Genomic DNA, 19,829 nt, shown 5'->3' with positions numbered 1-19,829 from the left:
TCACTACATCTGGCGGAACTGGCGGGTGTAAGCCTCGCTGACGGACAGTTTTTCGGTCCGTCCTTTCAGGCGCACTTCCATCGCCGTGCCGTCACGCTCCACGCGGTCTATTGCCTGCAGGTTGACGATGGCGCCGCGGTGGATTTGCGCGAACTGGCTCGGGTCGAGCTGTTCGACGAGGTTTTTCAGCGGCAGGCGTATCAGCGCCTCCGCCGATTGCGTGACGACGCGCGTATATTTTCCGTCCGACTGGAAGTACTGCACGTCGTTGACCATCACCAGGCGCACGGTGTTGCCGGCAGAAGCCTTGATCCATTTCAGATAAGCGGGCGCGCCGGTCTGCCCGAACACCTTTTGCCAGACATCGTGCGGCACCGGCGCCGCCGCGCGACTGCGGCTCTTCAACCGCTTGATGGTTTGCAGCAGGCGCGCCGCGTTAATCGGCTTCACAAGATAATCTGCTGCGCCGGCATCGAAAGCCTGGATGGCGTAGTCCGCATAAGCCGTTACGAACACGATCTGGCTGGTTTCGGGAACATGCCTGGCCACCTCCAGCCCGTTCAGCCCGGGCATCTGGATATCCAGGAACACGATATCCGGCTGCAGGCCTTGCAGCAATGCGATAGCCTCAATGCCGTTCTCCGCATGGCCGGCAATATCCAGCTCCGGCCACAGGGCTTTCAGCTGGTCAGCCAGTTCGGCGCGCAGCAGGGGTTCATCTTCTACGATCAGTGCGGTGGGCATTGTCACTCCGGTTTCGCGTCAATCGGGACGGTCAGCGCGGCTTCGACACCGCTCGGCTGTGCTGATTCCACCGACAAGGATGCACGCTCGCCATACAGCAGCTGCAGGCGCTCCTGGATATTGGACAGGCCGAAGCCCTGTCCCATTTGCTCGGTCAGCCCCACGCCGTCATCACGCACCGTCACGCGCAGCCTGGCGCCGCTCAGGGCCGCGCCAATAACAATCTCCCCCGGCCGGCTGGCGCGCTCCAGGCCATGCTTGGCCGCATTCTCCACCAGCGAAATCAGCATCGCCGGCGGGAAGGGCTGGGCCAGAAGGTCCTCGCCAACTTCGATGCGGAAGCGCAGCCGATGTCCCATGCGGATCTGCATGATGGACAGGTAGGCCCGCGCCAGCGCCAGTTCGCGTTCCAGCGTGGACGACACCGAGCGCATATCCGGCAGCGCGTTCTGCAGATAGGCCACCAGATGGTCCAGCATCAGTTGCGCGGCATCGGGGTCGGTTCGCACCAGATGCTTCAGATCGGCGAGCGTGTTGTACAGGAAGTGCGGCTCAACCTGTGCCTGCAGTGCCGACAGGCGTGCCTGCAGGGCCGCGCGCTCCAGTTCTCGTTCGCGGCGCGCGGCTCTCAAGGCACGGTCGCGCTGCTCCAGCTGCTTGCCGAGCTGGCTCGCGATGGTCTGCACCGTTTCCCACGCCTTCCCCTTTTGTACCAGGAAGAAGTCGACGCCGAAGCGATGGCGGATGTGCACTTGTACGGGCTTGCCCAGGTCCTCGGACACCCGCACTTCAACGCTGCGGCCCAGCCAGAGCGGCCGCCAGGGGCCCAGCACGATACGGCCAGTGAATGGCTGGTGCCAGAACACTGCCGGTCCACGGTAGCCAAGCGCGGCGCCCAGCGCCAGCCCGGACAGGGTTTCGGCGCACAGATCGAACGTGCTGATAGGGTCGAGCGGAGATTGAACCGTCAGCCGTGGCCGCGACGACATCATTTCGGGCGTCAACGCCACACCGGCATTGCGCCAGGCGGCAAGAGTGCGCGCGGCATCGCCCATGCTTAGCAGCGCCGGCAGCAGGATGGGCGTAAACACGACATTGAAGAAGTTCAGCCATGTCACCAGTACGCCAAGGCTTTTTGCACCGTGCCCCAGTTGCCAGGTGATGGCAATCATCGGTACGTAGACGGCGATTGCTGTGATCAGCAGCATCCCGGCGCCCATGCGCAAGGCAGATTGGCACAAGTAACGCCTGGCCAGCCGCCGGTCGTGTTCGACCGCTTTGACGTTGAATCGCAATTCAGCAAGCATGATGGAGGCGGAATATGAGTGGACCTGCAGCCATTCTAGCCATCTGCCGGAGCCCCAACGTCTGTTGCGACGAAGAGGGCGAATTTGGGAACGAACGGGGATAAAACGGAAAAACCCCGTTTGACGTTGCCATCAAACGGGGTTTTAAATTGGTCGGAGTACAAGGATTCGAACCTTGGACCCTCTGCTCCCAAAGCAGATGCGCTACCGGGCTGCGCTACACTCCGAAGAAGCAAGATAATACCGGCCCGCGCGGCCTTCGTCAAGGCCGATCCGAAAAAATGTCACGGCAGCGCTTGTGCTTTTCTGACAATGTGAGAATATTCGCAGCATGCCGATCGACGCTGCCCGCGCGCCGCACCCGGGTTTGCGCTTTTCCTTCGGGGTAGCGGCCTCCATCCTGATACACGCACTGTTGCTGACCGTGCTGCGGCCGCCTGCGCCTGTTACGACCGTGCCGCCAGCGTGGTGGTCTCGTCCGGTCACCGTGCGGCTACTGCCCAAGCCGCCGGAGCCGGTGGCGGAGACTAAGCCGGCAAGCGAGCCAGAACGGCCCCTGGCGGTGCGTCCTGAGCGGCCGGCCGCGCGGCCGAAAAAGCCGCCGGAGGCGATTTATGCGCCGGCGCCACGGCGCACGCCGGATGCGATCAGCGGGCCAGCCGAACGCGCCGAGCCGGCGCCTCCTGGGACGGCGCCGGACGCAGCGCCGCGCTTCGACCCGGACGCCGCCAAAGCCGCCGCCCGCGACATCGCCTCCGATCTGGACGAACCGAAGTCGGACGCGCCGAATGCCCAGGTGCGCAACGGCCCGCGCTACCGCGAAACGAAAGAACAGAAGCTGGGGCGGGAAATCAAGCAGTCCGCCCGTCCGAATTGCAAGGACGGCATTCCCGGCGGCCTGCTGGCGCCCCTTTATCTGATGATGGACAAGAAGGATTCCGGCTGCAAGTGGTGATCACTCGCCCTTGATCTGCAACGCCAGGTCGTACAGGGCGTTCTTCTTCTGCCCGGTGATCTGCGCCGCCAGCGTTGCCGCCTGCTTGACCGGCAGTTCCGCCAGCAGGATGCGCAGCACACGCTCGGCCTCCGCATCGCCGGCGTCCGCCGATTCCGGCGCGCCTTCCAGCAGCACCACGAATTCGCCCTTTTCCCTGTGCGCATCGGCCTTCAGCCACGCCACGGCTTCCGACAGCGGGCAACGGTGGATTTCCTCGAACAGCTTGGTCAGCTCGCGCGCATACACCACTTGGCGCGAGGGCTCGAACACGTCCGCCAGCGCCTGCGCGCATTCGACGATGCGGTGCGGCGCCTCGTAGAACACCATGGTCGCGGCCACGCTGCGCAAGCCCTGCAGCACGCCCTCGCGCTGCTTCGCCTTGGACGGCAGGAAGCCGACAAAATGGAACTGGTCATTCACCAGGCCGGAGGCCGACAGCGCCGCCACCGCCGCCGACGCGCCCGGCAGCGGCACCACGCGCAGCCCGGCCGCGCGCACTGCGTCCACGATGCGCGCGCCGGGATCGGACACGGCCGGCGTCCCTGCATCGGACACCAGCGCAATCCGTTCCCCCGCCTGCAGCCGCGCCACCAGCGCCTCGGCCGCCTGGCGCTCGTTATGCATGTGCGCGGCCACCAGCGGCTTGGAAATGCCGAAGCGGTTCATCAGCTGGGCGGTATTGCGCGTGTCCTCGCAGGCGACGGCGTCAACAATAGTCAAGACGTGCAGGGCCCTCAGACTAATGTCAGTAACATTGCCGATTGGCGTAGCCACTACATACAATGTTGCCGTAGGATATGTCTGGTGCGCGGTCTCGCCAAGGACGGGCAGGGCGGCAAGCGGGCTGGATTCGTGAACTGTCATTGGGGGTTGGATGCTGGCAAAAAAAGGAAAAATCGCACTACTCATCGCTGCCGCGGCACTGGTCAGCGCCTGCAGCACGCCTTGCGGCACGCCCGGCGGATTGTGCGCGCCAATCGAGTCGGTGACAAGTACGCCAGCCGCGTCCAGGCCCGTGCGCCTGCCTGAGCGCGCGCCGGAAAAGGCGCCCGAACCCGCCACCCAGGTGCAAACCTATGCCATCGCCATGCCCGGCGCACAGATGAGCGGCGCCTCCGCCCAGGCCAACCCGGCCGGCAAGGACGGCGTGAACATCGCCCTGCTGCTGCCGCTGCGCTCCGAAACCCTGGGCCGCGCCGCCGATGCCCTGCGCGCCGGCTTCATGGCCGCCTATGAACGCGACAAGGCCGGCCTCACCATCAACCTGGTCGAAACGGGCGATCCGGCGCAGGATGTGCTGTCCGCTTACGCCAGCGCCCAGCAGCAGAATGACATCATCGTCGGCCCCTTGGCCCGCTCAGCCGTGACGGCGGTCTCCGGCAGCCCGCTGGTCAGCAAGCCGACGATCGCCCTCAACCACCCTGAAACGCGCGGCGAAGTCCAGTTGCCGCCGCAAATGATTTCCATCGGCCTGTCGATCGAGGATGAGGCGCGCCAGGCTGCCACCTGGGCGGCGCAGGAACATCCGAATGCGCGTGCGCTGGTGCTGTCCGCCGGGTCGCCGTGGCAGAAGCGCGGCGCGAACGCCTTTGCCGCGCAATGGCAGCGCATCGGCGCTCCAGTGAAGATCCTGGAACTCAGCGCCAGCGGCGGCTACCTGGGCGACCCGGAACTGGTGGCCCTGCGCGCCCGCCTGCAATCCGAACCGGCGGACGTGTTGTTTGCCGCGCTGGACGTGGACCAGGCGCGCCAGCTGAAAGTCGCATTGAACGCACCGCCGCTGGGCGATATTCCGCTGTATGGCATCTCTTCCCTGAACCCGGGCCGTGCGCTGTGGCAGCCCGGCCCCGAACTGGATGGCGTGCGCCTGCTGGACCTGCCGTGGCAGCTGCAGCGCGACCATCCGGCCGTGATGATGTATCCCCAGCCCGAGCCGCGCGATGAAGTGCGCCTGAGCGCGGACATGGAACGTCTCTATGCCCTCGGCATCGACGCCTTCCGCGTCGCCCGCGAAATCGCCCTGCGCCCCGGCAAGCGCTTCCGCCTCGACGGCGTTACCGGCCAGCTGACTGTTGATTTCGGCCAGGGCCCATCGTACTTCGAGCGCGTCGAAATGCCGGCCGTGTACACCAACGGTGTGCCGACTCCCGTCACCGCGGCACAGTGAACCGCACCCCGCAGCAGGTCGAGGGCCGTCTCAGCGAAGAAGAGGCGCTGGCCTATCTGCAGGCTCAGGGCCTGGCGCTGGTCGAACGCAATTTTCTCTGCAAGGCGGGCGAACTTGACCTGATCATGCGCGACGGACCCGGGCTGGTCTTCGTGGAAGTGCGCAAGCGCGCCAGCACGCGCTTCGGCGGCGCGCTGTGGAGCGTCACGCCGGCCAAGCAAAAGCGGCTCGTGAGGGCTGCCCAGTACTATCTCCTGCGGTATCATCAGGTGCCGCCCTGCCGTTTCGACGTCATCGCCATTGAGAACGGCCAGCTGCGCTGGCTGCGCAATGTACTTGAAATAATGTAAGCATTTTTAACAAGGCTTGTCCGGCGGCACAGGCAGCTGCACTATAATTACGCACACTATGAACAATCAACGCATTCTCCAGCACTTCCACGAAAGTGCCGAAACCAAGATCCAGTCCGCCACCGTGCTCGCACAGCCGATTGCACAGGCGATTGAACTGATGTTCTCCGCCCTGTCCAACGGCAACAAGATCCTTGCCTGCGGCAATGGCGGTTCCGCGGCGGACTCGCAGCACTTCGCTGCGGAGCTGGTGGGGCGCTTCGAACGCGAACGCTTCCCGCTGCCGGCCATCGCCCTGACCACCGACTCGTCGATCCTGACGGCCGTGGCCAACGACTACAGCTACCGCGAGATCTTCTCGAAGCAGGTGCAAGCCTTCGGCCAGGCCGGCGACGTACTGCTGGCCATTTCCACGTCCGGCAATTCGGCCAACGTGATGGCGGCCATCGAAGCGGCGCTGGAGCGCGAAATGCGCGTGGTGGCGCTGACCGGGAAAGGCGGCGGCGCCATTGGCAAGATGCTGACCGACGCCGACGTGCATATCTGCGTGCCGGCTGACCGTACCGCCCGTATCCAGGAAGTCCATCTGGTAACCATCCACTGCATTTGCGACGGCATCGACGTCGCCCTGTTCGGAGGAGATGTGAATGAATAAAGCAACCCGCCCCCTGTTGACGGTCGCCCTGGCCGCCACGCTGGCGAGTAGCCTGACTGCCTGCTTCCCGCTGGTCGTTGCCGGCACCGCGTCCGGCACGCTGGCTGCGGCCGACCGCCGCACTTTTGGCGCGCAGACTGAAGACAAGGCCATTGTCGTGAAGGCCGAGGTGAAAATCCCCAATGTGACAGGCAACGCCGGCCACGTGAATGTGAACGCCTTCAACCGCAAGGTCCTGCTGACCGGTGAAGTGCGCGATGAGGAAATGAAGGCCGCCGTCGAGCGCGAGGTGAAGGGCATCGAAGGCGTGATCGGTATCGTCAACGAGCTGGAAATCGCCGGCCCGGCCAGCTATACCTCCCGCTCCAACGATGTGCTGATCACCACCAAGGTGAAGGCCAGCCTGGTGGATGCCAAGGATATTTCGGCCAACTCCTTCAAGGTCATTACCGAGCGTGGCAATGTCTACCTGATGGGCCGCGTGACCCAGCGCGAGGGCAACCAGGCGGCCGAAATTGCACGCGGCGTGAGCGGCGTGTACAAGGTCGTGAAGGTGTACGAGTACATCTCCGAGGAAGAGTGGAAGTCCTACCAGAACGCTCCGGCCGCCTCCCAGCAAGCCCAGGGCTGATCGGACTATAATCATCGGCATGAATGCCAATACTTCTTCCAAAGCCTGGATCAAGCCGGCGATTGCAGCTGTTGTAATCGCCGGGATCGGCTTTGCAGCCTATTCCTCTCTGAACAACCATACCCCGGCGCCGGAAGTGACGTTTGTCGGCCTCAAGGGGGAGCAGATCACGCCGGCTTCGCTGCGCGGCAAGGTTGTCATGATTAACTTCTGGGCAACCTCCTGCACCACTTGCGTGGCGGAGATGCCGGAAATGGTCGACACGTACAACAAGTACAAGTCGAAAGGCCTCGAATTCGTGGCCGTGGCGATGAAGTACGACGCGCCGAACTATGTCGTGAACTTCACCGAAACCCGCCAGCTGCCCTTCAAGGTCGCGCTGGACGTGACCGGCGAGGCCGCCAAGGCCTATGGCGACGTGAACATGACCCCCCACCACCTTCGTCATCGACAAGGACGGCAAGATCATCAAGCGCTACGTCGGCAAGCCCGAGTTTGCCGAACTGCACAAGCTGCTGGAAAAGACCCTGCAGGGCTAACAAAAAAGGACGCTGCGGCGTCCTTTTGTTTGAACTGTTCACCCCAGCCATTCAGGCTCGGCGATCTGATTGAGTAAATCAGGACTGCTTACCCACCGACGCGATCTGGTAGCGCAGCTCGGCGAAGCCGGGACCGTATTGCTGGACGGAGGTCAGCGTCATCGGGGCGGAAAGGCGGCGGGGGAACAGCGGTTTGCCGGCGCCGAGGGTGATGGAGCCGACCTGGATGATGAGCTCGTCGAGCAGGCCGGCGTCGTAGAACTGGCCGGCCAGGTCGCCACCGCCGACGATCCAGAGGTTCTTGCCGCCGGCGGCAGCCGACATCGCAGCGTGGACGGGCGGACATCGCCGCGCACGAAGCGCAAGTCGGCGCCTGGGATAGCAGGCAACTCGCGGCTGGTGAAGACCCAGCAGGGCTGGGAATAGGGCCATGGCGAGCCGGCTTCGGCAGCAACCTTGTCGGCGTTGCGGAGCATCCACTCGTAAGTTGAAGAGCCCATGGCCAGCGCGCCGACTTCGGCGATGAAAGATGGATAACTGGAGTCTTCCAGCGCACCCAGCGAGAACAGCCAGTCCAGCGAATCGTCTTCGGTGGCGATAAAGCCGTCGAGACTGGAGGCTGCGTAGAATTGTGTTTTCATCAGAAGCCCGCCTGGACGGAAAAGTAGACGCCCTTTTGCGTCTTTGGGTTAAAGATCGTGATGTCGCCCAGGTTCGCGTAGGCGGCGGTCAGGGACAGGTTACGGCTGGGGAACCAGGCCACAAACACATCATAGTAATTTTTTTCGTTATCGACGCCGAGGTTGTGCGGCTTGCGGCGCCACTCAGCGCCAGCAGCCAGTTGGCGGGTCAACAGCCAGGCTGCCGAGATTTCAGGCTGGATGCGCCGGCCGCCGTGCAGGTCGCCGCCGAAACCGAGCAAGCCCATCTGGTTGGCGCGCGTCGAGCGCAGCGTGCCGTTCAGCAGCAGGCTCTGTTCGAACAGCACCTTGGTGGCGGACAGATAGAAGTCGTAACCTGTGTCATCCTTCGCGCCGAGCTGCTTCACATTGGTCACGCCCAGCGCACCCAGTCCGCCGATACCCTTGTTCTTCTTGTACATGGCGCCCACCGCGATCTGCGGCAGCCATGAATCCTGGGCGTAGACGGCATCGCCCGCCACGCGCACCTTGACGCCGAAGATATCCTGCTTGATGTTCAGCTGGTCCAGCGGCGCGAGTGCGCCTTCGAACTGCTGCTGCGCCAGCGACAGCTCGACGCGATCGTACAGGCCAACCGCAACACCATAAGTCTTCAACGAATAATCCTGCGTCTTCACATAAGTGTAGTGGGCGTTGGCGCCCCAGCTGTCGCGCGTGCCATAACCGGTGATCAGCGCCCACGGCACGATGCCGCCGCCACCCGCGCCCTCCACCTGCGACACGCCACCGGTGGCGATGAACTTGCCCATTTCCGGCCAGCGTTCGGCCGGCGCATTCGAAGTGACGATTTCGCGCCGCAACGGCGCCAGCCTGGCGATCAGCTTGTTGGACACGCTGGTCGGCACGTGATTGCGTTCCATCGCAATCTGCAAATCCTCGGCCAGCGCATTGAAGTGAAAATCCTTGAGCTTCAGGTCCTCGTGGACCGTGTGCATATCGCGGTCCTTGTAGGCGCCCACGTATTTGCAGGGCCCTTCGGGCGTCTCGCATACAACATCCTTCTCGATCGACTGCATATCGCGGATCTTGTACTTGCCCCTGAACTGGCAGGGGCCGCCGGACACCTCGCAAAACTGCTCGCCCAGCCGCACCTTCAATTGCTCGATATCGATACCCGAAAAGAAATCCTTGATGCGAGGGTCCGACAGCACTATGGGCATGAAGGTCTCCACGATATCGTGGATGCCCTCCTGCCCGCCAAGACCAAGAAAGACGCTGTCGTCCGTATAAGGAATCTGTGCGCGCGCCAGCGAGCTGGCAAGGAGCAGTCCGGCGCCAAAGGCGGCCAGTTTGACCATTATTTATCGCCCCAGTCGATGGGTGAGTGGCCTTTCGCGGCTAAAAAATCGTTCGCACGCGAGAAGGGCTTGCTGCCGAAGAAGCCTTTGTGCGCCGAGAACGGCGACGGGTGCGGCGATGTGATGATAAGGTACTTTCGGGGGTCGATGAGCGCACGTTTCGCTATCGCATAACTTCCCCACAGGATGAAGACGAGGTGCTCGCGCTGCTCGGACAGGTAGCGGATCGCGCTGTCGGTAAAAGTCTCCCAGCCCTTGCCGGCGTGCGAGCCGGCTTCGCGCGCCCGCACCGTGAGCACGCTGTTCAGCAGGAAGACGCCCTGCCCGGCCCAGTCGGACAAATCGGTTTGCGAGCGCGCGACGCCGAGGTCGCTGCCGATTTCCTGGAAGATGTTCTGCAGGCTGGGCTGGGGACGGTTACCTTCCGGCACCGAGAAGCAGAAACCCATCGCAGCGCCCGGCGTGTGATAAGGGTCCTGGCCAAGGATGACAACCTTCACGTCGGGGAAGGGCGTGAGATCGAAGGCGCGGAAGATATTCCTGCCGGCCGGGCAGCACTGGGCTGCCGCGTATTCGGCCCGCACGAAGCTGGCCAGGCTCCCCCAATAGGGTTTCTCGAACTCAGCCTGCAACTGCTCCTTCCACGACGCTTCGATGCGTACCGTCATGCCTTCGGGTACAAGATCATCTGGGTGCAGCGGAACAGGGCGATGGTCTTGCCGCTCGATTTGTCGGTGACGGTGGCGTCCCACACCTGGGTGGTGCGGCCCATGTGCACGGCCCTGGCCACCACGGTGATCGCGCCTTCGCGCGCCGTGCCCAGGTGATTGGACTTCAGCTCGACGGTGGTGAAGTTGCTGGCGCCTTCCGGCAGGTTGGCGTAGCAGGCCAGGCCGCAGGCGGTGTCCGCCAGGGTCACGACGCTGCCGGCGTGCAGGAAGCCGTTCGGAGCGAGGTGGAAGCTGGAGATTTCCATGTCCGCCATGGCCAGGCCGGGGCCAACTTCGGTGATGCGGATATTCAGGTGCGCGGGCAGCGTGCCCTCGGCGAATTTGTTGGCGTATTCGGCGGTGAATTGCGGGTTCATGCAGCACTCCGGGCAAAGATTGAATGATATCAACCTTTTCATTTTCCGGAGGTCGAGTCAGACAAAAACGGGTATGCTTATGCAATGCCGCATGCGTTCCCCCTCACAAAGGCGGGAGGGCCGGACAGGCAAAGCTCACAAGGTGGATTCATCGAAACTAACGGCCCTGCGCGGGCCTCGACGGAGAACGACCTATGAACGACAAAGAGCAGCTGTCCAACATCATGCAACGCATGGAAACCCTGCTGGAAGACAATCGCCAGGCCGACTGGGCGCGCCTGCTGGGCCGTGCCCGCGCACTGAGCGTGATGGATTGCTCGGCAGCAAAAGGCGAAGTCCTGCACTACTTCGGCGGCGCCGGCTCCATGAGCGACCTGAAAATCGATCCGGAATTCAGCGCCCTGCGCACCGAGCTGTACACCCTGTGCTACGGCGCTCCCCAGCAGTAAGCATCGCTTTACGCCGCCTCAATTTCGACGATGCCGCGCTGGTAAGCCAGCGCCAGCGCCTCGGTTCGCGAACACGCGCCCAGCTTGCCCATCAACGACTGCATATGGGCTTTCACGGTGCCCTGCTGAATGCCTAACCGCTGGGCTATTCGTTTGTTGCAATAGCCCTTCGCAAGCAGCGCCAGCACCTCGCTTTCGCGCCGGGTTGGACGCTCGAGTGCATGCATTTGCAACAATAGTGCATATAAGGCAGGGCTGAAATAGTTGCCTCCACCCAGCAGCTGGCTCACCGCCGCATGCAATTCCGCCGCGTTGGCTTCCTGTAACACGTAATTTTTGATTCCGGCCGCGCGCACGGTAAGCAGCATGCGCTCGATTCGGCCACGCATCCACGATCAGCACGGGCAGCGCGAGGGCGCCCGCCACGGCAGTCTGGCAGTCGGTGACGACCGATGCCGCGCCGGCACAGTGGCCGGCGCTCTCCGCCAGAGCGACGTCGAGGTCCGGATATTGCCTGAGGATTTCCGCAATGCCCGCGTTAAGTATCGGCTCGCGATGCGCCGCTACAACGCGGCGGGAGTTAATAGTTGGTTTCATGCCGCAAGTATCTGATGGGAACCCTATAATCGGCCAATTAGAAATGCAGCCGCCTGCGATAAGGCGGAGCTTATGGCTGGGGATTGGTTCTATGCAGGCGCGTGATTTGCGGGCTTATAAATATTTTTTCGACACTTGCGCAGGAGCTGCATTTCGGCCGCGCCGCAGAACTGTCCTGTATCACGCAGCCGGCCCTGAGCCAGCAGATCGCCCGGCTGGAGGAGTCGCTTGGAGTCAAACTGCTGCTGCGCGACCATCGTAAAGTCACGCTGACCAGTGCCGGAGAAGTACTGCGCGACGGAACGCACCAGATCTTCCAGTTACTCGAAGAAACCACCCGGCGCGCACGCGAGGCCGGCGGGCTGGACGACTTCCGGCTGTCGATCGGCCTGGTGGAGTACGCCAATGTGGGGGTGTTGCCGGGCGCCCTGGCGCGCCTGCAGCCATGCTATCCCGAACTGAAGCTCATAAGGCATGACATCAATGCCGATATGCAGATTGCCGCTCTGCAACGGGCGCAGATCGACATCGGCTTCGGCTGTGCCAACCGCGACCTGATTGGCCTGGTTCCTGCGGATGGATCGGTGCGCTCGCAATCGCTGCTCAGCGCAGGCTGGCGCGTGCTGATGCATGACGGCCACCCCTTGGCCCAGGCAGAACGGCTGTCCTTGAAGGACTTGTGTGGCCAGCGCCTCATCATGCACGCGCGCGACCTGCACCCTTCGCTCTACGACTGGATTCAACTGGAGTGGCAGCGCGCGGGCGTGTGCCCCCACATCGTCTACGAAACCTCGCAGGTCCAGGCCGGCCTGCAAATGGCGCAGAGCGGCCTGGGCTGCATGATGCTGGCGGGATTCGTGCAATACACGGAAATGCCGGGGCTGCGGTCGGTCCCGCTGGCGGGACTCGACCCGGTGGCCTGGCACATCTTCTGGCGCGCGGGAGAAACCCGGCGCCTGGTGCTGGACTTCCTGGAGCGGGTCCAGGAAGAGGCAGCGGTTTGCTTCAGCCCTTAGGAGATCAGGCCTGCTCGAGCAGGTTGTGGGCCTGCACGTCGGCGTGATAGGAGGAGCGCACCATGGCGCCCACGGCCGCGTGGCCGAAGCCCATCTTGTACGCCTCTTCCTCGAACATCTTGAAGGTGTCCGGATGCACGTAGCGGCGCACCGGCAGGTGGCTGTTGGATGGCGCGAGATACTGGCCGATGGTCAGCATGTCGATGTCGTGCTCGCGCATATCGCGCATCACCTGCAGGATTTCCTCGTCGGTCTCGCCCAGGCCGACCATCAGGCCCGACTTGGTCTTCACGTGCGGGTACAGCTTCTTGAAGTCCTTCAGCAGCTTCAGCGAGTGCAGGTAGTCGGCGCCCGGGCGTGCTTCCTTGTACAGGCGCGGCACGGTTTCCAGGTTGTGGTTCATCACGTCCGGCAGGCCGCCGGCGAAAATGTCCAGCGCCTTTTCCAGGCGGCCGCGGAAGTCGGGCACCAGCACTTCGATCTGGGTTTTCGGCGACAGTTCCTTGGTCTGGGTGATGCACTCGACGAAGTGGGCGGCGCCGCCGTCGCGCAGGTCGTCGCGGTCCACCGAGGTGATCACGACATAGCTCAGGCGCAGCTTGGCGATAGTGTTGGCCAGGTTTTTCGGCTCATCCACATCCAGCGGGTCCGGACGGCCATGGCCCACGTCGCAGAACGGGCAGCGGCGGGTGCACTTGTCGCCCATGATCATGAAGGTTGCGGTGCCCTTGCCGAAGCACTCGCCGATGTTCGGGCAGCTTGCTTCCTCGCACACGGTGACCAGCTTGTTCTCGCGCAGGATGTCCTTGATTTCATAGAAACGAGACGATGCCGAAGCAGCCTTGACGCGAATCCATTCCGGCTTCTTCAGGCGCTCCACCTGCTCGATCGGCACGATCTTGATGGGGATGCGCGAAGTCTTGTCGGCGCCTTTTTGCTTGTCACTCGGGTTATAGGTCATAAGCTGCTTGCCCTCACGGGCTTCTCAGGTAAATTCGGGTTCGGCAACTTCCAGCAGGCGCACCAGCTCTTCAGCCAGCGCTTGCTGTACATCGGCCAGGGGGGCTTCCACGCCCATGCTGCGCATGTCGACCGTTTCCAGGCCGGCATAGCCGCAGGGATTAATCCAGGTGAAGGGGGACAGGTCCATCCCCACGTTCAGCGACACGCCATGGTAGGTGCAGCCATTGCCGCGCACTTTCAGGCCGAGGGCGGCAATCTTGGCGCCCTTCTTGGGCCCTTCAGCGATGTAAATGCCGGGCGCGCCTTCCACGCGCTCGCCGGCGAGATTATACGCCGCCAGCACATTGATAATGGCCTGTTCGATCTTGTGCACAAACTGGCGGGCGTAGAGCTTGCCGCCCGGCTTGTGGCGGCGCAAGTCCATCATCAGGTAGATCACCACCTGGCCGGGGCCGTGGTAGGTGACCTCGCCGCCGCGGTCGGTCTGCACAACGGGGATTTGCGTGGCGCCGGCCAGCAGGTGGCCGCGGTCCGCGCCCAGGCCCAGCGTGAACACGGGCGGGTGCTCGACGATCCACAGTTCGTCGGGCGTGTCCGCCTCGCGCGCATCGGTAAAGGTGCGCATGGCGGCAAACGTGGGCTCGTATTCGGCGTGGCCGAGGTGGCGGATCACCGCCGGCTTGATCGACATCAGGACATTTCGTTGTTGAAATAGCCCCGCCATTATACTTTGGGCGGTGGGCTTCTGCTTAATGACTGAGCAGTTTCCTTGAACCCGAGGCGCAAACCTGGTGTCAGGCACATCGTGCCTGACACCTGCTTCTGCCCTGGGTTCTGATCACGCCGCCTGCAAATTGATATTCTTCAGCCAATCCTGCAAAGAATCCCTCTGCCACTGTTGCGCCACATAATCCTTCAGCTTCTGCGGCACCGGATCCCCATTCATCACCAGCCGGCTGAGCATGACGGCCAGGTCGGTATCGGCGATACACCAGCGTCCGAAAAGGAATTGCCCGTCGATCACCTGCTCGGCCAGGCGAATCAGCTTGTCCGCTGCCGCCTGCGCCTCGCCAGATAAGGGTTTGTCTGCCCGGCGGTAAAACACCGTGTACGTGCTGCGTTCCTCGCGCAAGGCCATCAGATCGCTGCGGATCCACGCCTGGATCTGGCGCGCGATGGCGCGCTTTTGCGGCAGCACGGGGTAGAGGGCCCGGTATTCAGGCGCCGGGAACATCTCGTCCAGATATTCATCGATGGCGCTGGACTCCGTCAGCATGAAGTCGTTGTGCACCAGGCAGGGCACGCGGCCGGTAAGCGCCTTACCGGTATAGCTCAACTCCTTGTTCTTGCCGGCTTCAAGGTCCACGGTTTCCAGTTCGAACTCCAGGCCCTTCTCGCGCAGGGCGACGAAAGACGACAGCGCATAAGGGCTGGTGAATTCGGCATCGACGTACAGTTTGAGGCTCACGGCTAACTCCAGCTAGTGTAGATTTATTCACATAGTAGGTCTTGAATGGCGCTTGCCATAACGATATATTTTCGTTGTACTTGTTAATTTTTCTCACAAATGAGCGAGCTGCCGCGCCTGCCGAACTTCTCCGCCCTGCGCGCCTTCGAGGCCGCGGCCCGCCATGAGAACTTCTCGCGCGCGGCGGAAGAACTTTGCCTGACGCACGGCGCCATCAGCCATCAGGTCAGGGCGCTGGAGGAAGAGCTGGGCGTGTCGCTCTTTATCCGCAACGGCCGCCAAGTGCGCGTAACGCCGGAAGGCAAGCGTTTCGCCGAAGCGATCGCGCGCGCGGCGGACGATATTGCGCGCGCCGCCCAGGCGCTGCGCCCATCGCAGGATGCCATCCAGCGCCTCAGCGTAACCGCCATCCCATCCTTCGCCGCGCGCTGGCTGGCGCCCCGGCTTGGTTCTTTCATCGACCAGCACCCGGACATCGAAGTGATCCTGCAGGCGAGCAGCCAGCTGCAGGACCTGGTCAAGGAGAACATCGACGTGGGCATCCGCTTCGGCCAGGGGCGCTATCCCGGCCTCGTTTCCGAGCGGCTGATGGGCGAGATCTACTATCCCGTAGTGAGTCCCAACTATCGCCACGGCCCGCTGCCGGTCGAGCCCCGCGACCTAGCCGACGCCGTGCTGCTGCGATCGAATGAGCCTTGGGCGCCGTGGTTCAAGGCGGCTGGCCTGGCGCTGGCGGAGCCGGCCGGCGGCGTGATGTTCGAGGATTTGTCCATGCTGATCCGCTCCTGCGTGGACGGCGACGGCGTGGCCCTGGTGCGCCATGTGGTGGCCATGCAGGAGATCGCTTCCGGCCATCTGATCCGCCTGTTCGGCATTACCTGCCCCTGCGCCGAGGATTACTACCTCGTCAGCCCGCCCGGCGCCTACGGCAAGCCGCAGGTGCGCGCCTTCCGCGACTGGCTGAAGGCTGAGATCGCCAACGCCCAGCCACCCGCCTGATCCCTCACGATCATCAAAATTTGATGATTTGGTGATTGCATTTCCCTCGGCATGGACTACATTGAAGTTACGCATCCATTCCGGTGCGTTTTGGTGGCGCCAGGCAACAGACGGCGACGCTCTTTTTAGAACTATCTCAAGAACTATGGCTAGCAACAACAAAGACTTACAGCGAGATCGACTGCGGACGCGGGTGGCCCCCGCTTCGTTCGATCACCACTGACCTTGCGGCACGCCGCCCCAATTCGTTACGTATGCGTGCAGTAAAACAAGCAAGACGACTACAGAAATCAGTCGCAAGGTTGCAGTAAGTGGAGGGAAGGCAGGGCTTCTGTACCGTCCTTTAAAAGGACATGCCCAAATGAAGTACGAAGTGAAAGTAGGCCAGGATTTCGATCCAAAGCAAAAGTTGCAGGTGAAAGTAGAGGTAACGATTACCTCCGAAGAGAAGGAAAAGAAGCCTGGTCTATGGGCTGATTGGCGAAAAGTCGCCGTGGCAGCAGTTTTTATGCTGGTTGCTGCGTTCGGGTTCTACGGCGCCCAGACTGGCAACATGGAACCGTTCGACAAGATTCTCGATACGATTGTCGGGTTGTTCGAGCAATTGAAGGATAAAAGTGATGGAAAAGAAGGCGACAAAAGCCACGACGCGCGTTCAGCTGGAGCTGGCGGAGAAGTCGTTCGAAAGGCTTAACGCACTAAAGGATAAAACGGAAGCCGCTTCCTATGCCGAGGTAATGAAGAATGCTCTGCGGCTCTACGAGAGCATCATTGCCCAGCACGACGCAGGGAAGCGCCTCTGCCTCAAGGACAGCAACGGCAATATCACAGAATACGAAGTTTTCTGCTGAATTCGACAGGGCGCCCGGCGCCGGGAAAACTCCCCGCCAGCCGCCGGGCGCCCTCTTCATTACATGACGATTTTTACCATCGGGTGACCGGACAGCTCGGTGTACAGCGCGTCCAGCTGTTCGCGGCTGATGGCGCGCACGATCACGGTCAGGCCCGTGAAATTGCCCTTGGCGGAGGGGCGGGATTCGATCTTGCCTTCGTGGCAAGTCGGGTCGTGCTTGAGCACCACTTCCAGGATGGTGGGGGCAAAGGCGTCGTGAGTCGGGCCCATCACCTTGATCGGGAAGTCGCTCGGGTATTCGATGAGGGACTCGGAGGGCGGGATCGCTTTCATAATCATTCCAAAAATAAAGGCTGACGCGCACAGCACGCGCCAGCCCGTATTTTAGCTTAGGCAGCCTTGGCCGACAGGCGCTTCAATCGCTCCAGGGCGGACTCATTGCCGCTGTCCGGCTGGGTCACCGATTTGCGGATGGCCTCGATCTCGGCAGCCTGGTCGTAGGGGCGCTGGCCGATGTCGGACACGATCTTCATGCCCTCCGCTTCGTTGGCGATCTTCTGCGCTCGCCTGGTCAGCGCATTCAGCGCGCTGGTGTTGCCGCGCATGCCGGACAGGCTGGCCAGCTGCTCTTGGCGTTCGGCGCGCACGTCCTGCAGGTCGCGCTGGGCCTTGGCGGCGGCCAGCGCCTGGCGCGCCTTCTTGGCGGCGGAATCGAAGTCGGCCAGTTGCTGGGACAGGGCGTCGACGATTTTCTGCAGCTCGTCCATGTAAGCCTGCGCATCCGCTTCCTCCTGGATTTCCTGCGGCAGGCGGTTCCTGTTGGCCTCCAGCTCGTCGCAGAACAGGTTGATGGTCGCTTCCGAGATCTTGCCGGACGCCAGGCGCTCGCCCAGGGTTTCGGCCGCTTTCTCGTCGGTGGCGATCAGTTCGCGCAGGCGGACCACATCGTCGCGTTCCTTGTTGAAGGCGGAGCGGGCGGCGGCCAGCTTTTGCGCGGCGCTGCGCAGGGTATCGGCCAGGCGGTCGCGGTCGGCCTCGGTCGCGGTTTCAGGGTCAAAGCTGGCAATGGCCTCGGACACGCGGTCGCCCAGCGCGCCGAAATGCTTGGAAATCAGTCGTGCGGTCAGTGCCCAGCCATTCGAGTTGCTCATCTTCATTCCTTTCAGTGGGTGATGTGTTATTGCGGCGGTCACTGGATGACCAGCCGTTCCTGCTCGACGCGGATTCCGACGACGAAATCAACATGAATGCCGCGTTTTCTTGCATCGCCGTTCACGCTCTGCAGTACTTCCGTCGTGACCAGCAAAAATTCCTGTCCGCCGTCGCGCAGCGTGCGCACGTAGGGCATGAAGTACAGCTGCTGCTTCAGGCCCAGCATGCCGGCCGCGTCGTCCAGGCGGGTTTCGGTGCCGCTGTAGGGCGGGATGAATTCCGCCTCCGGATCGCCGGCATCGCGCCGGTAGTCAATGGCCTCTTCTGCGCCGAACGCGGTCTCGATCGCCGCTGCATCGACGCCGATTTCCTCCAGCTGGCCGCGCCACAAGGAGTAGTTGCGGTCGCCCAGGCCGTGGCCGTTGGCGCCGGTGTAGGCATCCTGGTCATCCACCGTTTCGGGCGTGACGCGCACCAGCTGGGTGCAGTACAGGATTTCCTTCACTTCACCCTGTTCGTCGACGTACAGCTGCAGGAACTTTTCTTCGCTGTCGTTGTCGCCGGTCGCCAGGTAGTAGCGGTAGACGCGGCCTGCCATCGACAGCTTCAGCTGGGAAATGGCGAGGATGCGCGTGTCTTCTTCCTCCGGCAGGACGATCAGCGAGCCTTCGGCGCCGGCGCGCAGCAACGGCGACAGTTGCAGGCTGACCAGGCTGCCGATCCGGGCCTGCAGCGGCAGACCTTCGTCCTGACGCGGCTCGGACTCGGTGCCGCGGCGCGTGGCGCTGCGCAGGTAGTCGATTGCGTTCTTCCAGCCCATGGCGATCAGTTCCTTTCAAATGAATAGTTAGCGTTCTTTTTGCCTGCTTTGGCGTGACGCCAGCCGATCCACAGCAGCCAGGCGAAGCCGAATATCAGCAGCGCCCAAGTCATCGTGCGGACCGCGCTGCGCTCCTTTTGGGCTTCGACAGCCGGGGTGCGCGATGGTTCGGTTGCCTGAACGCTGCCAGCTGCCGCGGTTTCAGCTGCCCGCGATGCCGATGCGGTCAGTGCGTCCAGGTCGGACTTGGGCGCTGCGTCGGCGCCGGTCCCGGTCTCGGCAGGCTGCGCGGTCCCGCCGGCGGCGCTCGATGCGGCACCGGCGGGGTTGGCGTCAGTGTTTGGCGCAGGCGGCGCATCCTTGGCGTGCGACATGGCGTGGCTGCCCAGCAGGTAGCCGCCAATGCCCCACAGCCAGGCATTGCTGCCGCTGCGCTCGCGGATTACGACCGGCGCCGGGCCAGGCTGGCTATAGCCGCCGGACGTGGCGCCGTTGCCAGCCACGCGTGTATCGGCAGCGCCGGCCGAAGCGCTGCGGGCCGAGGAAGCGCCGCCGGGGAGGACGGGGTTCAGCGGCGGCAGTGGCGGCGTGTTGGAGGCGGAGGAAGCGTCGCGGCGCGATTCCCAGTTGCGGACCGCCCGATCCTGCGCCGCGCTGCGGTCAAGGTCGCGCGACATCGCGGAGCCGCCGCGCGCCGCGTCGGGGGCTGAGGCGGGGGACGACGGGCGGGCAGGCGCTGCATCCGGCCGGCGCGAGCCAAAGCTGCCAAACGAAGGCTGCTTGGGCGCAGGCGCCGGCGCGGACCTCGTCACGCTGCTTTTATGCGACGAAAAACCGCCCCGGAACGATGAACCGCCGGGCCGCGCTTCCGCCACGGCCATCGTGGCAAACGGCAGCAGCAGCGCAAAAACGACGGCATTGCGAAAACGCGAATTCATGGTCTCCACCGTTGTTGGTTGATAAAGCTTTCGATGAAAGTCAGAATATCTGGGACTTAATACAATTTCATCGGTAATAAAAGGCCCGCTTCACCATG

General features: G+C 62.9%; 24 protein-coding genes, 1 tRNA gene and 3 pseudogenes. 11 read left to right on the top strand and 17 right to left on the bottom strand.

Features of this window, described 5'->3' with window-relative positions; translation table 11 throughout:
* Positions 1 to 3: 3 nt before the first annotated feature.
* From ACHMW6_RS35000 to ACHMW6_RS34990, 3 genes are all read right to left on the bottom strand, one after another.
* Positions 4 to 744, bottom strand: coding sequence for a LytR/AlgR family response regulator transcription factor (locus ACHMW6_RS35000; RefSeq protein WP_395404183.1), 741 nt, complete (start codon positions 742 to 744; stop codon positions 4 to 6).
* Between the two features lie 2 nt (positions 745 to 746).
* Positions 747 to 1,952: a sensor histidine kinase gene (locus ACHMW6_RS34995; RefSeq protein ID WP_395404181.1), complete on the bottom strand. Its 1,206-nt coding sequence runs from the start codon at positions 1,950 to 1,952 to the stop codon at positions 747 to 749.
* A gap of 249 nt (positions 1,953 to 2,201) precedes the next feature.
* Positions 2,202 to 2,278, bottom strand: a tRNA-Pro gene (locus tag ACHMW6_RS34990).
* Positions 2,279 to 2,382: 104 nt separating this feature from the next.
* Between ACHMW6_RS34990 and ACHMW6_RS34985 the strand changes: the two genes are divergently transcribed.
* Positions 2,383 to 3,006 carry a hypothetical protein gene (locus ACHMW6_RS34985; RefSeq protein WP_395404179.1) on the top strand — a complete coding sequence of 208 codons (624 nt, stop codon included), beginning with the start codon at positions 2,383 to 2,385 and terminating at the stop codon, positions 3,004 to 3,006.
* Here the strand turns inward: ACHMW6_RS34985 and rsmI are convergent, their stop codons facing one another.
* The gene (gene rsmI, locus ACHMW6_RS34980; protein WP_395404177.1) at positions 3,007 to 3,912 is read right to left on the bottom strand and encodes a 16S rRNA (cytidine(1402)-2'-O)-methyltransferase; all 906 of its coding nucleotides are present in this window, start codon (positions 3,910 to 3,912) and stop codon (positions 3,007 to 3,009) included.
* A 10-nt stretch (positions 3,913 to 3,922) separates the two neighbouring features.
* Between rsmI and ACHMW6_RS34975 the strand changes: the two genes are divergently transcribed.
* The 5 genes and pseudogenes from ACHMW6_RS34975 (at position 3,923) to ACHMW6_RS34955 (ending at position 7,390) form a co-directional block, all read left to right on the top strand.
* Entirely contained in the window at positions 3,923 to 5,215 is a 1,293-nt protein-coding gene (locus tag ACHMW6_RS34975) for a penicillin-binding protein activator (RefSeq protein ID WP_395404175.1), read from the top strand.
* Positions 5,212 to 5,565 (top strand): YraN family protein, encoded by a 354-nt coding sequence (locus ACHMW6_RS34970; protein ID WP_395404173.1) that lies wholly within the window; start codon positions 5,212 to 5,214, stop codon positions 5,563 to 5,565. The genes ACHMW6_RS34975 and ACHMW6_RS34970 overlap by 4 nt, the downstream gene beginning before the upstream one ends.
* Positions 5,566 to 5,623: 58 nt before the next feature.
* Positions 5,624 to 6,220: a phosphoheptose isomerase gene (locus tag ACHMW6_RS34965; RefSeq protein ID WP_395404171.1), complete on the top strand. Its 597-nt coding sequence runs from the start codon at positions 5,624 to 5,626 to the stop codon at positions 6,218 to 6,220.
* Positions 6,213 to 6,851, top strand: a complete 639-nt coding sequence (locus ACHMW6_RS34960) for a BON domain-containing protein (protein WP_395404169.1) — start codon at positions 6,213 to 6,215, stop codon at positions 6,849 to 6,851. Before ACHMW6_RS34965 ends, ACHMW6_RS34960 begins: the two co-directional genes overlap by 8 nt.
* A 19-nt stretch (positions 6,852 to 6,870) precedes the next feature.
* Positions 6,871 to 7,390, top strand: a pseudogene (locus ACHMW6_RS34955) (peroxiredoxin family protein).
* A gap of 78 nt (positions 7,391 to 7,468) precedes the next feature.
* On the opposite strand, the pseudogene ACHMW6_RS34950 reads toward ACHMW6_RS34955, so the two are convergent.
* From ACHMW6_RS34950 to ACHMW6_RS34930, 5 genes and pseudogenes are all read right to left on the bottom strand, one after another.
* Positions 7,469 to 8,031: pseudogene (locus ACHMW6_RS34950) on the bottom strand (dihydrofolate reductase family protein).
* Entirely contained in the window at positions 8,031 to 8,840 is an 810-nt protein-coding gene (locus ACHMW6_RS34945; RefSeq protein WP_395408788.1) for a DUF3034 family protein, read from the bottom strand. The pseudogene ACHMW6_RS34950 and the gene ACHMW6_RS34945 overlap by 1 nt, the downstream one beginning before the upstream one ends.
* Before the next feature lie 294 nt (positions 8,841 to 9,134).
* Positions 9,135 to 9,389: pseudogene (locus ACHMW6_RS34940) on the bottom strand (group 1 truncated hemoglobin); the annotation flags it as partial.
* Positions 9,389 to 10,057, bottom strand: coding sequence for a uracil-DNA glycosylase (locus ACHMW6_RS34935; protein ID WP_395404167.1), 669 nt, complete (start codon positions 10,055 to 10,057; stop codon positions 9,389 to 9,391). The pseudogene ACHMW6_RS34940 and the gene ACHMW6_RS34935, both read right to left, overlap by 1 nt.
* Positions 10,054 to 10,476: a PaaI family thioesterase gene (locus ACHMW6_RS34930; RefSeq protein ID WP_395404165.1), complete on the bottom strand. Its 423-nt coding sequence runs from the start codon at positions 10,474 to 10,476 to the stop codon at positions 10,054 to 10,056. Before ACHMW6_RS34930 ends, ACHMW6_RS34935 begins: the two co-directional genes overlap by 4 nt.
* Positions 10,477 to 10,670: 194 nt before the next feature.
* Here ACHMW6_RS34930 and ACHMW6_RS34925 point away from each other — a divergent pair, with 194 nt between their 5' ends.
* A complete protein-coding gene (locus ACHMW6_RS34925) occupies positions 10,671 to 10,925 on the top strand; it encodes a DUF6966 domain-containing protein (RefSeq protein WP_395404163.1) in 255 nt (84 codons plus the stop codon).
* Positions 10,926 to 10,933: 8 nt separating this feature from the next.
* Here ACHMW6_RS34925 and ACHMW6_RS34920 read toward each other — a convergent pair whose 3' ends face one another.
* Complete coding sequence (locus ACHMW6_RS34920) at positions 10,934 to 11,293, bottom strand: response regulator transcription factor (protein ID WP_395404161.1); 360 nt, start codon at positions 11,291 to 11,293, stop codon at positions 10,934 to 10,936.
* A 330-nt stretch (positions 11,294 to 11,623) separates the two neighbouring features.
* Here ACHMW6_RS34920 and ACHMW6_RS34915 point away from each other — a divergent pair, with 330 nt between their 5' ends.
* Positions 11,624 to 12,538, top strand: a complete 915-nt coding sequence (locus ACHMW6_RS34915) for a LysR substrate-binding domain-containing protein (protein ID WP_395404159.1) — start codon at positions 11,624 to 11,626, stop codon at positions 12,536 to 12,538.
* Positions 12,539 to 12,542: 4 nt separating this feature from the next.
* Here ACHMW6_RS34915 and lipA read toward each other — a convergent pair whose 3' ends face one another.
* The 3 genes from lipA to yfcF all read right to left on the bottom strand — a co-directional run bounded on the left by lipA (position 12,543) and on the right by yfcF (position 14,969).
* Positions 12,543 to 13,499, bottom strand: a complete 957-nt coding sequence (lipA, locus tag ACHMW6_RS34910) for a lipoyl synthase (RefSeq protein ID WP_395404157.1) — start codon at positions 13,497 to 13,499, stop codon at positions 12,543 to 12,545.
* A 24-nt stretch (positions 13,500 to 13,523) separates the two neighbouring features.
* Positions 13,524 to 14,192, bottom strand: a complete 669-nt coding sequence (gene lipB, locus ACHMW6_RS34905) for a lipoyl(octanoyl) transferase LipB (protein ID WP_395404155.1) — start codon at positions 14,190 to 14,192, stop codon at positions 13,524 to 13,526.
* 147 nt (positions 14,193 to 14,339) lie between these two features.
* On the bottom strand, positions 14,340 to 14,969 hold the full coding sequence (gene yfcF / locus ACHMW6_RS34900) for a glutathione transferase (protein WP_395404154.1): 630 nt from the start codon (positions 14,967 to 14,969) through the stop codon (positions 14,340 to 14,342).
* Positions 14,970 to 15,068: 99 nt separating this feature from the next.
* Here yfcF and gcvA point away from each other — a divergent pair, with 99 nt between their 5' ends.
* The 3 genes from gcvA to ACHMW6_RS34885 all read left to right on the top strand — a co-directional run bounded on the left by gcvA (position 15,069) and on the right by ACHMW6_RS34885 (position 16,819).
* Positions 15,069 to 15,968, top strand: coding sequence for a transcriptional regulator GcvA (gcvA, locus tag ACHMW6_RS34895; protein ID WP_395404152.1), 900 nt, complete (start codon positions 15,069 to 15,071; stop codon positions 15,966 to 15,968).
* A 361-nt stretch (positions 15,969 to 16,329) separates the two neighbouring features.
* On the top strand, positions 16,330 to 16,662 hold the full coding sequence (locus ACHMW6_RS34890) for a hypothetical protein (RefSeq protein ID WP_395404150.1): 333 nt from the start codon (positions 16,330 to 16,332) through the stop codon (positions 16,660 to 16,662).
* On the top strand, positions 16,589 to 16,819 hold the full coding sequence (locus ACHMW6_RS34885) for a hypothetical protein (protein WP_395404148.1): 231 nt from the start codon (positions 16,589 to 16,591) through the stop codon (positions 16,817 to 16,819). Before ACHMW6_RS34890 ends, ACHMW6_RS34885 begins: the two co-directional genes overlap by 74 nt.
* 59 nt (positions 16,820 to 16,878) lie before the next feature.
* On the opposite strand, the gene ACHMW6_RS34880 is transcribed toward ACHMW6_RS34885, so the two are convergent.
* Genes ACHMW6_RS34880 through ACHMW6_RS34865 form a run of 4 tightly spaced genes read right to left on the bottom strand, consistent with a single transcriptional unit; the run spans position 16,879 to position 19,731 of the window.
* Positions 16,879 to 17,154 carry a DUF493 family protein gene (locus ACHMW6_RS34880; RefSeq protein WP_395404146.1) on the bottom strand — a complete coding sequence of 92 codons (276 nt, stop codon included), beginning with the start codon at positions 17,152 to 17,154 and terminating at the stop codon, positions 16,879 to 16,881.
* Between the two features lie 56 nt (positions 17,155 to 17,210).
* The gene (locus ACHMW6_RS34875) at positions 17,211 to 17,972 is read right to left on the bottom strand and encodes a hypothetical protein (protein ID WP_395404144.1); all 762 of its coding nucleotides are present in this window, start codon (positions 17,970 to 17,972) and stop codon (positions 17,211 to 17,213) included.
* 38 nt (positions 17,973 to 18,010) lie between these two features.
* A complete protein-coding gene (locus ACHMW6_RS34870; RefSeq protein ID WP_395404143.1) occupies positions 18,011 to 18,793 on the bottom strand; it encodes a DUF2491 family protein in 783 nt (260 codons plus the stop codon).
* Positions 18,794 to 18,798: 5 nt separating this feature from the next.
* Positions 18,799 to 19,731, bottom strand: coding sequence for a hypothetical protein (locus ACHMW6_RS34865; RefSeq protein WP_395404141.1), 933 nt, complete (start codon positions 19,729 to 19,731; stop codon positions 18,799 to 18,801).
* Positions 19,732 to 19,829 lie beyond the last annotated feature (98 nt).

The sequence above is a fragment of the Pseudoduganella sp. UC29_106 genome, assembly GCF_044055365.1.
GTDB lineage: Bacteria > Pseudomonadota > Gammaproteobacteria > Burkholderiales > Burkholderiaceae_D > Rugamonas.
The sequence above is the reverse complement of the archived record's forward strand: the minus strand, read 5'-3'. Positions and strand labels throughout refer to the sequence as shown.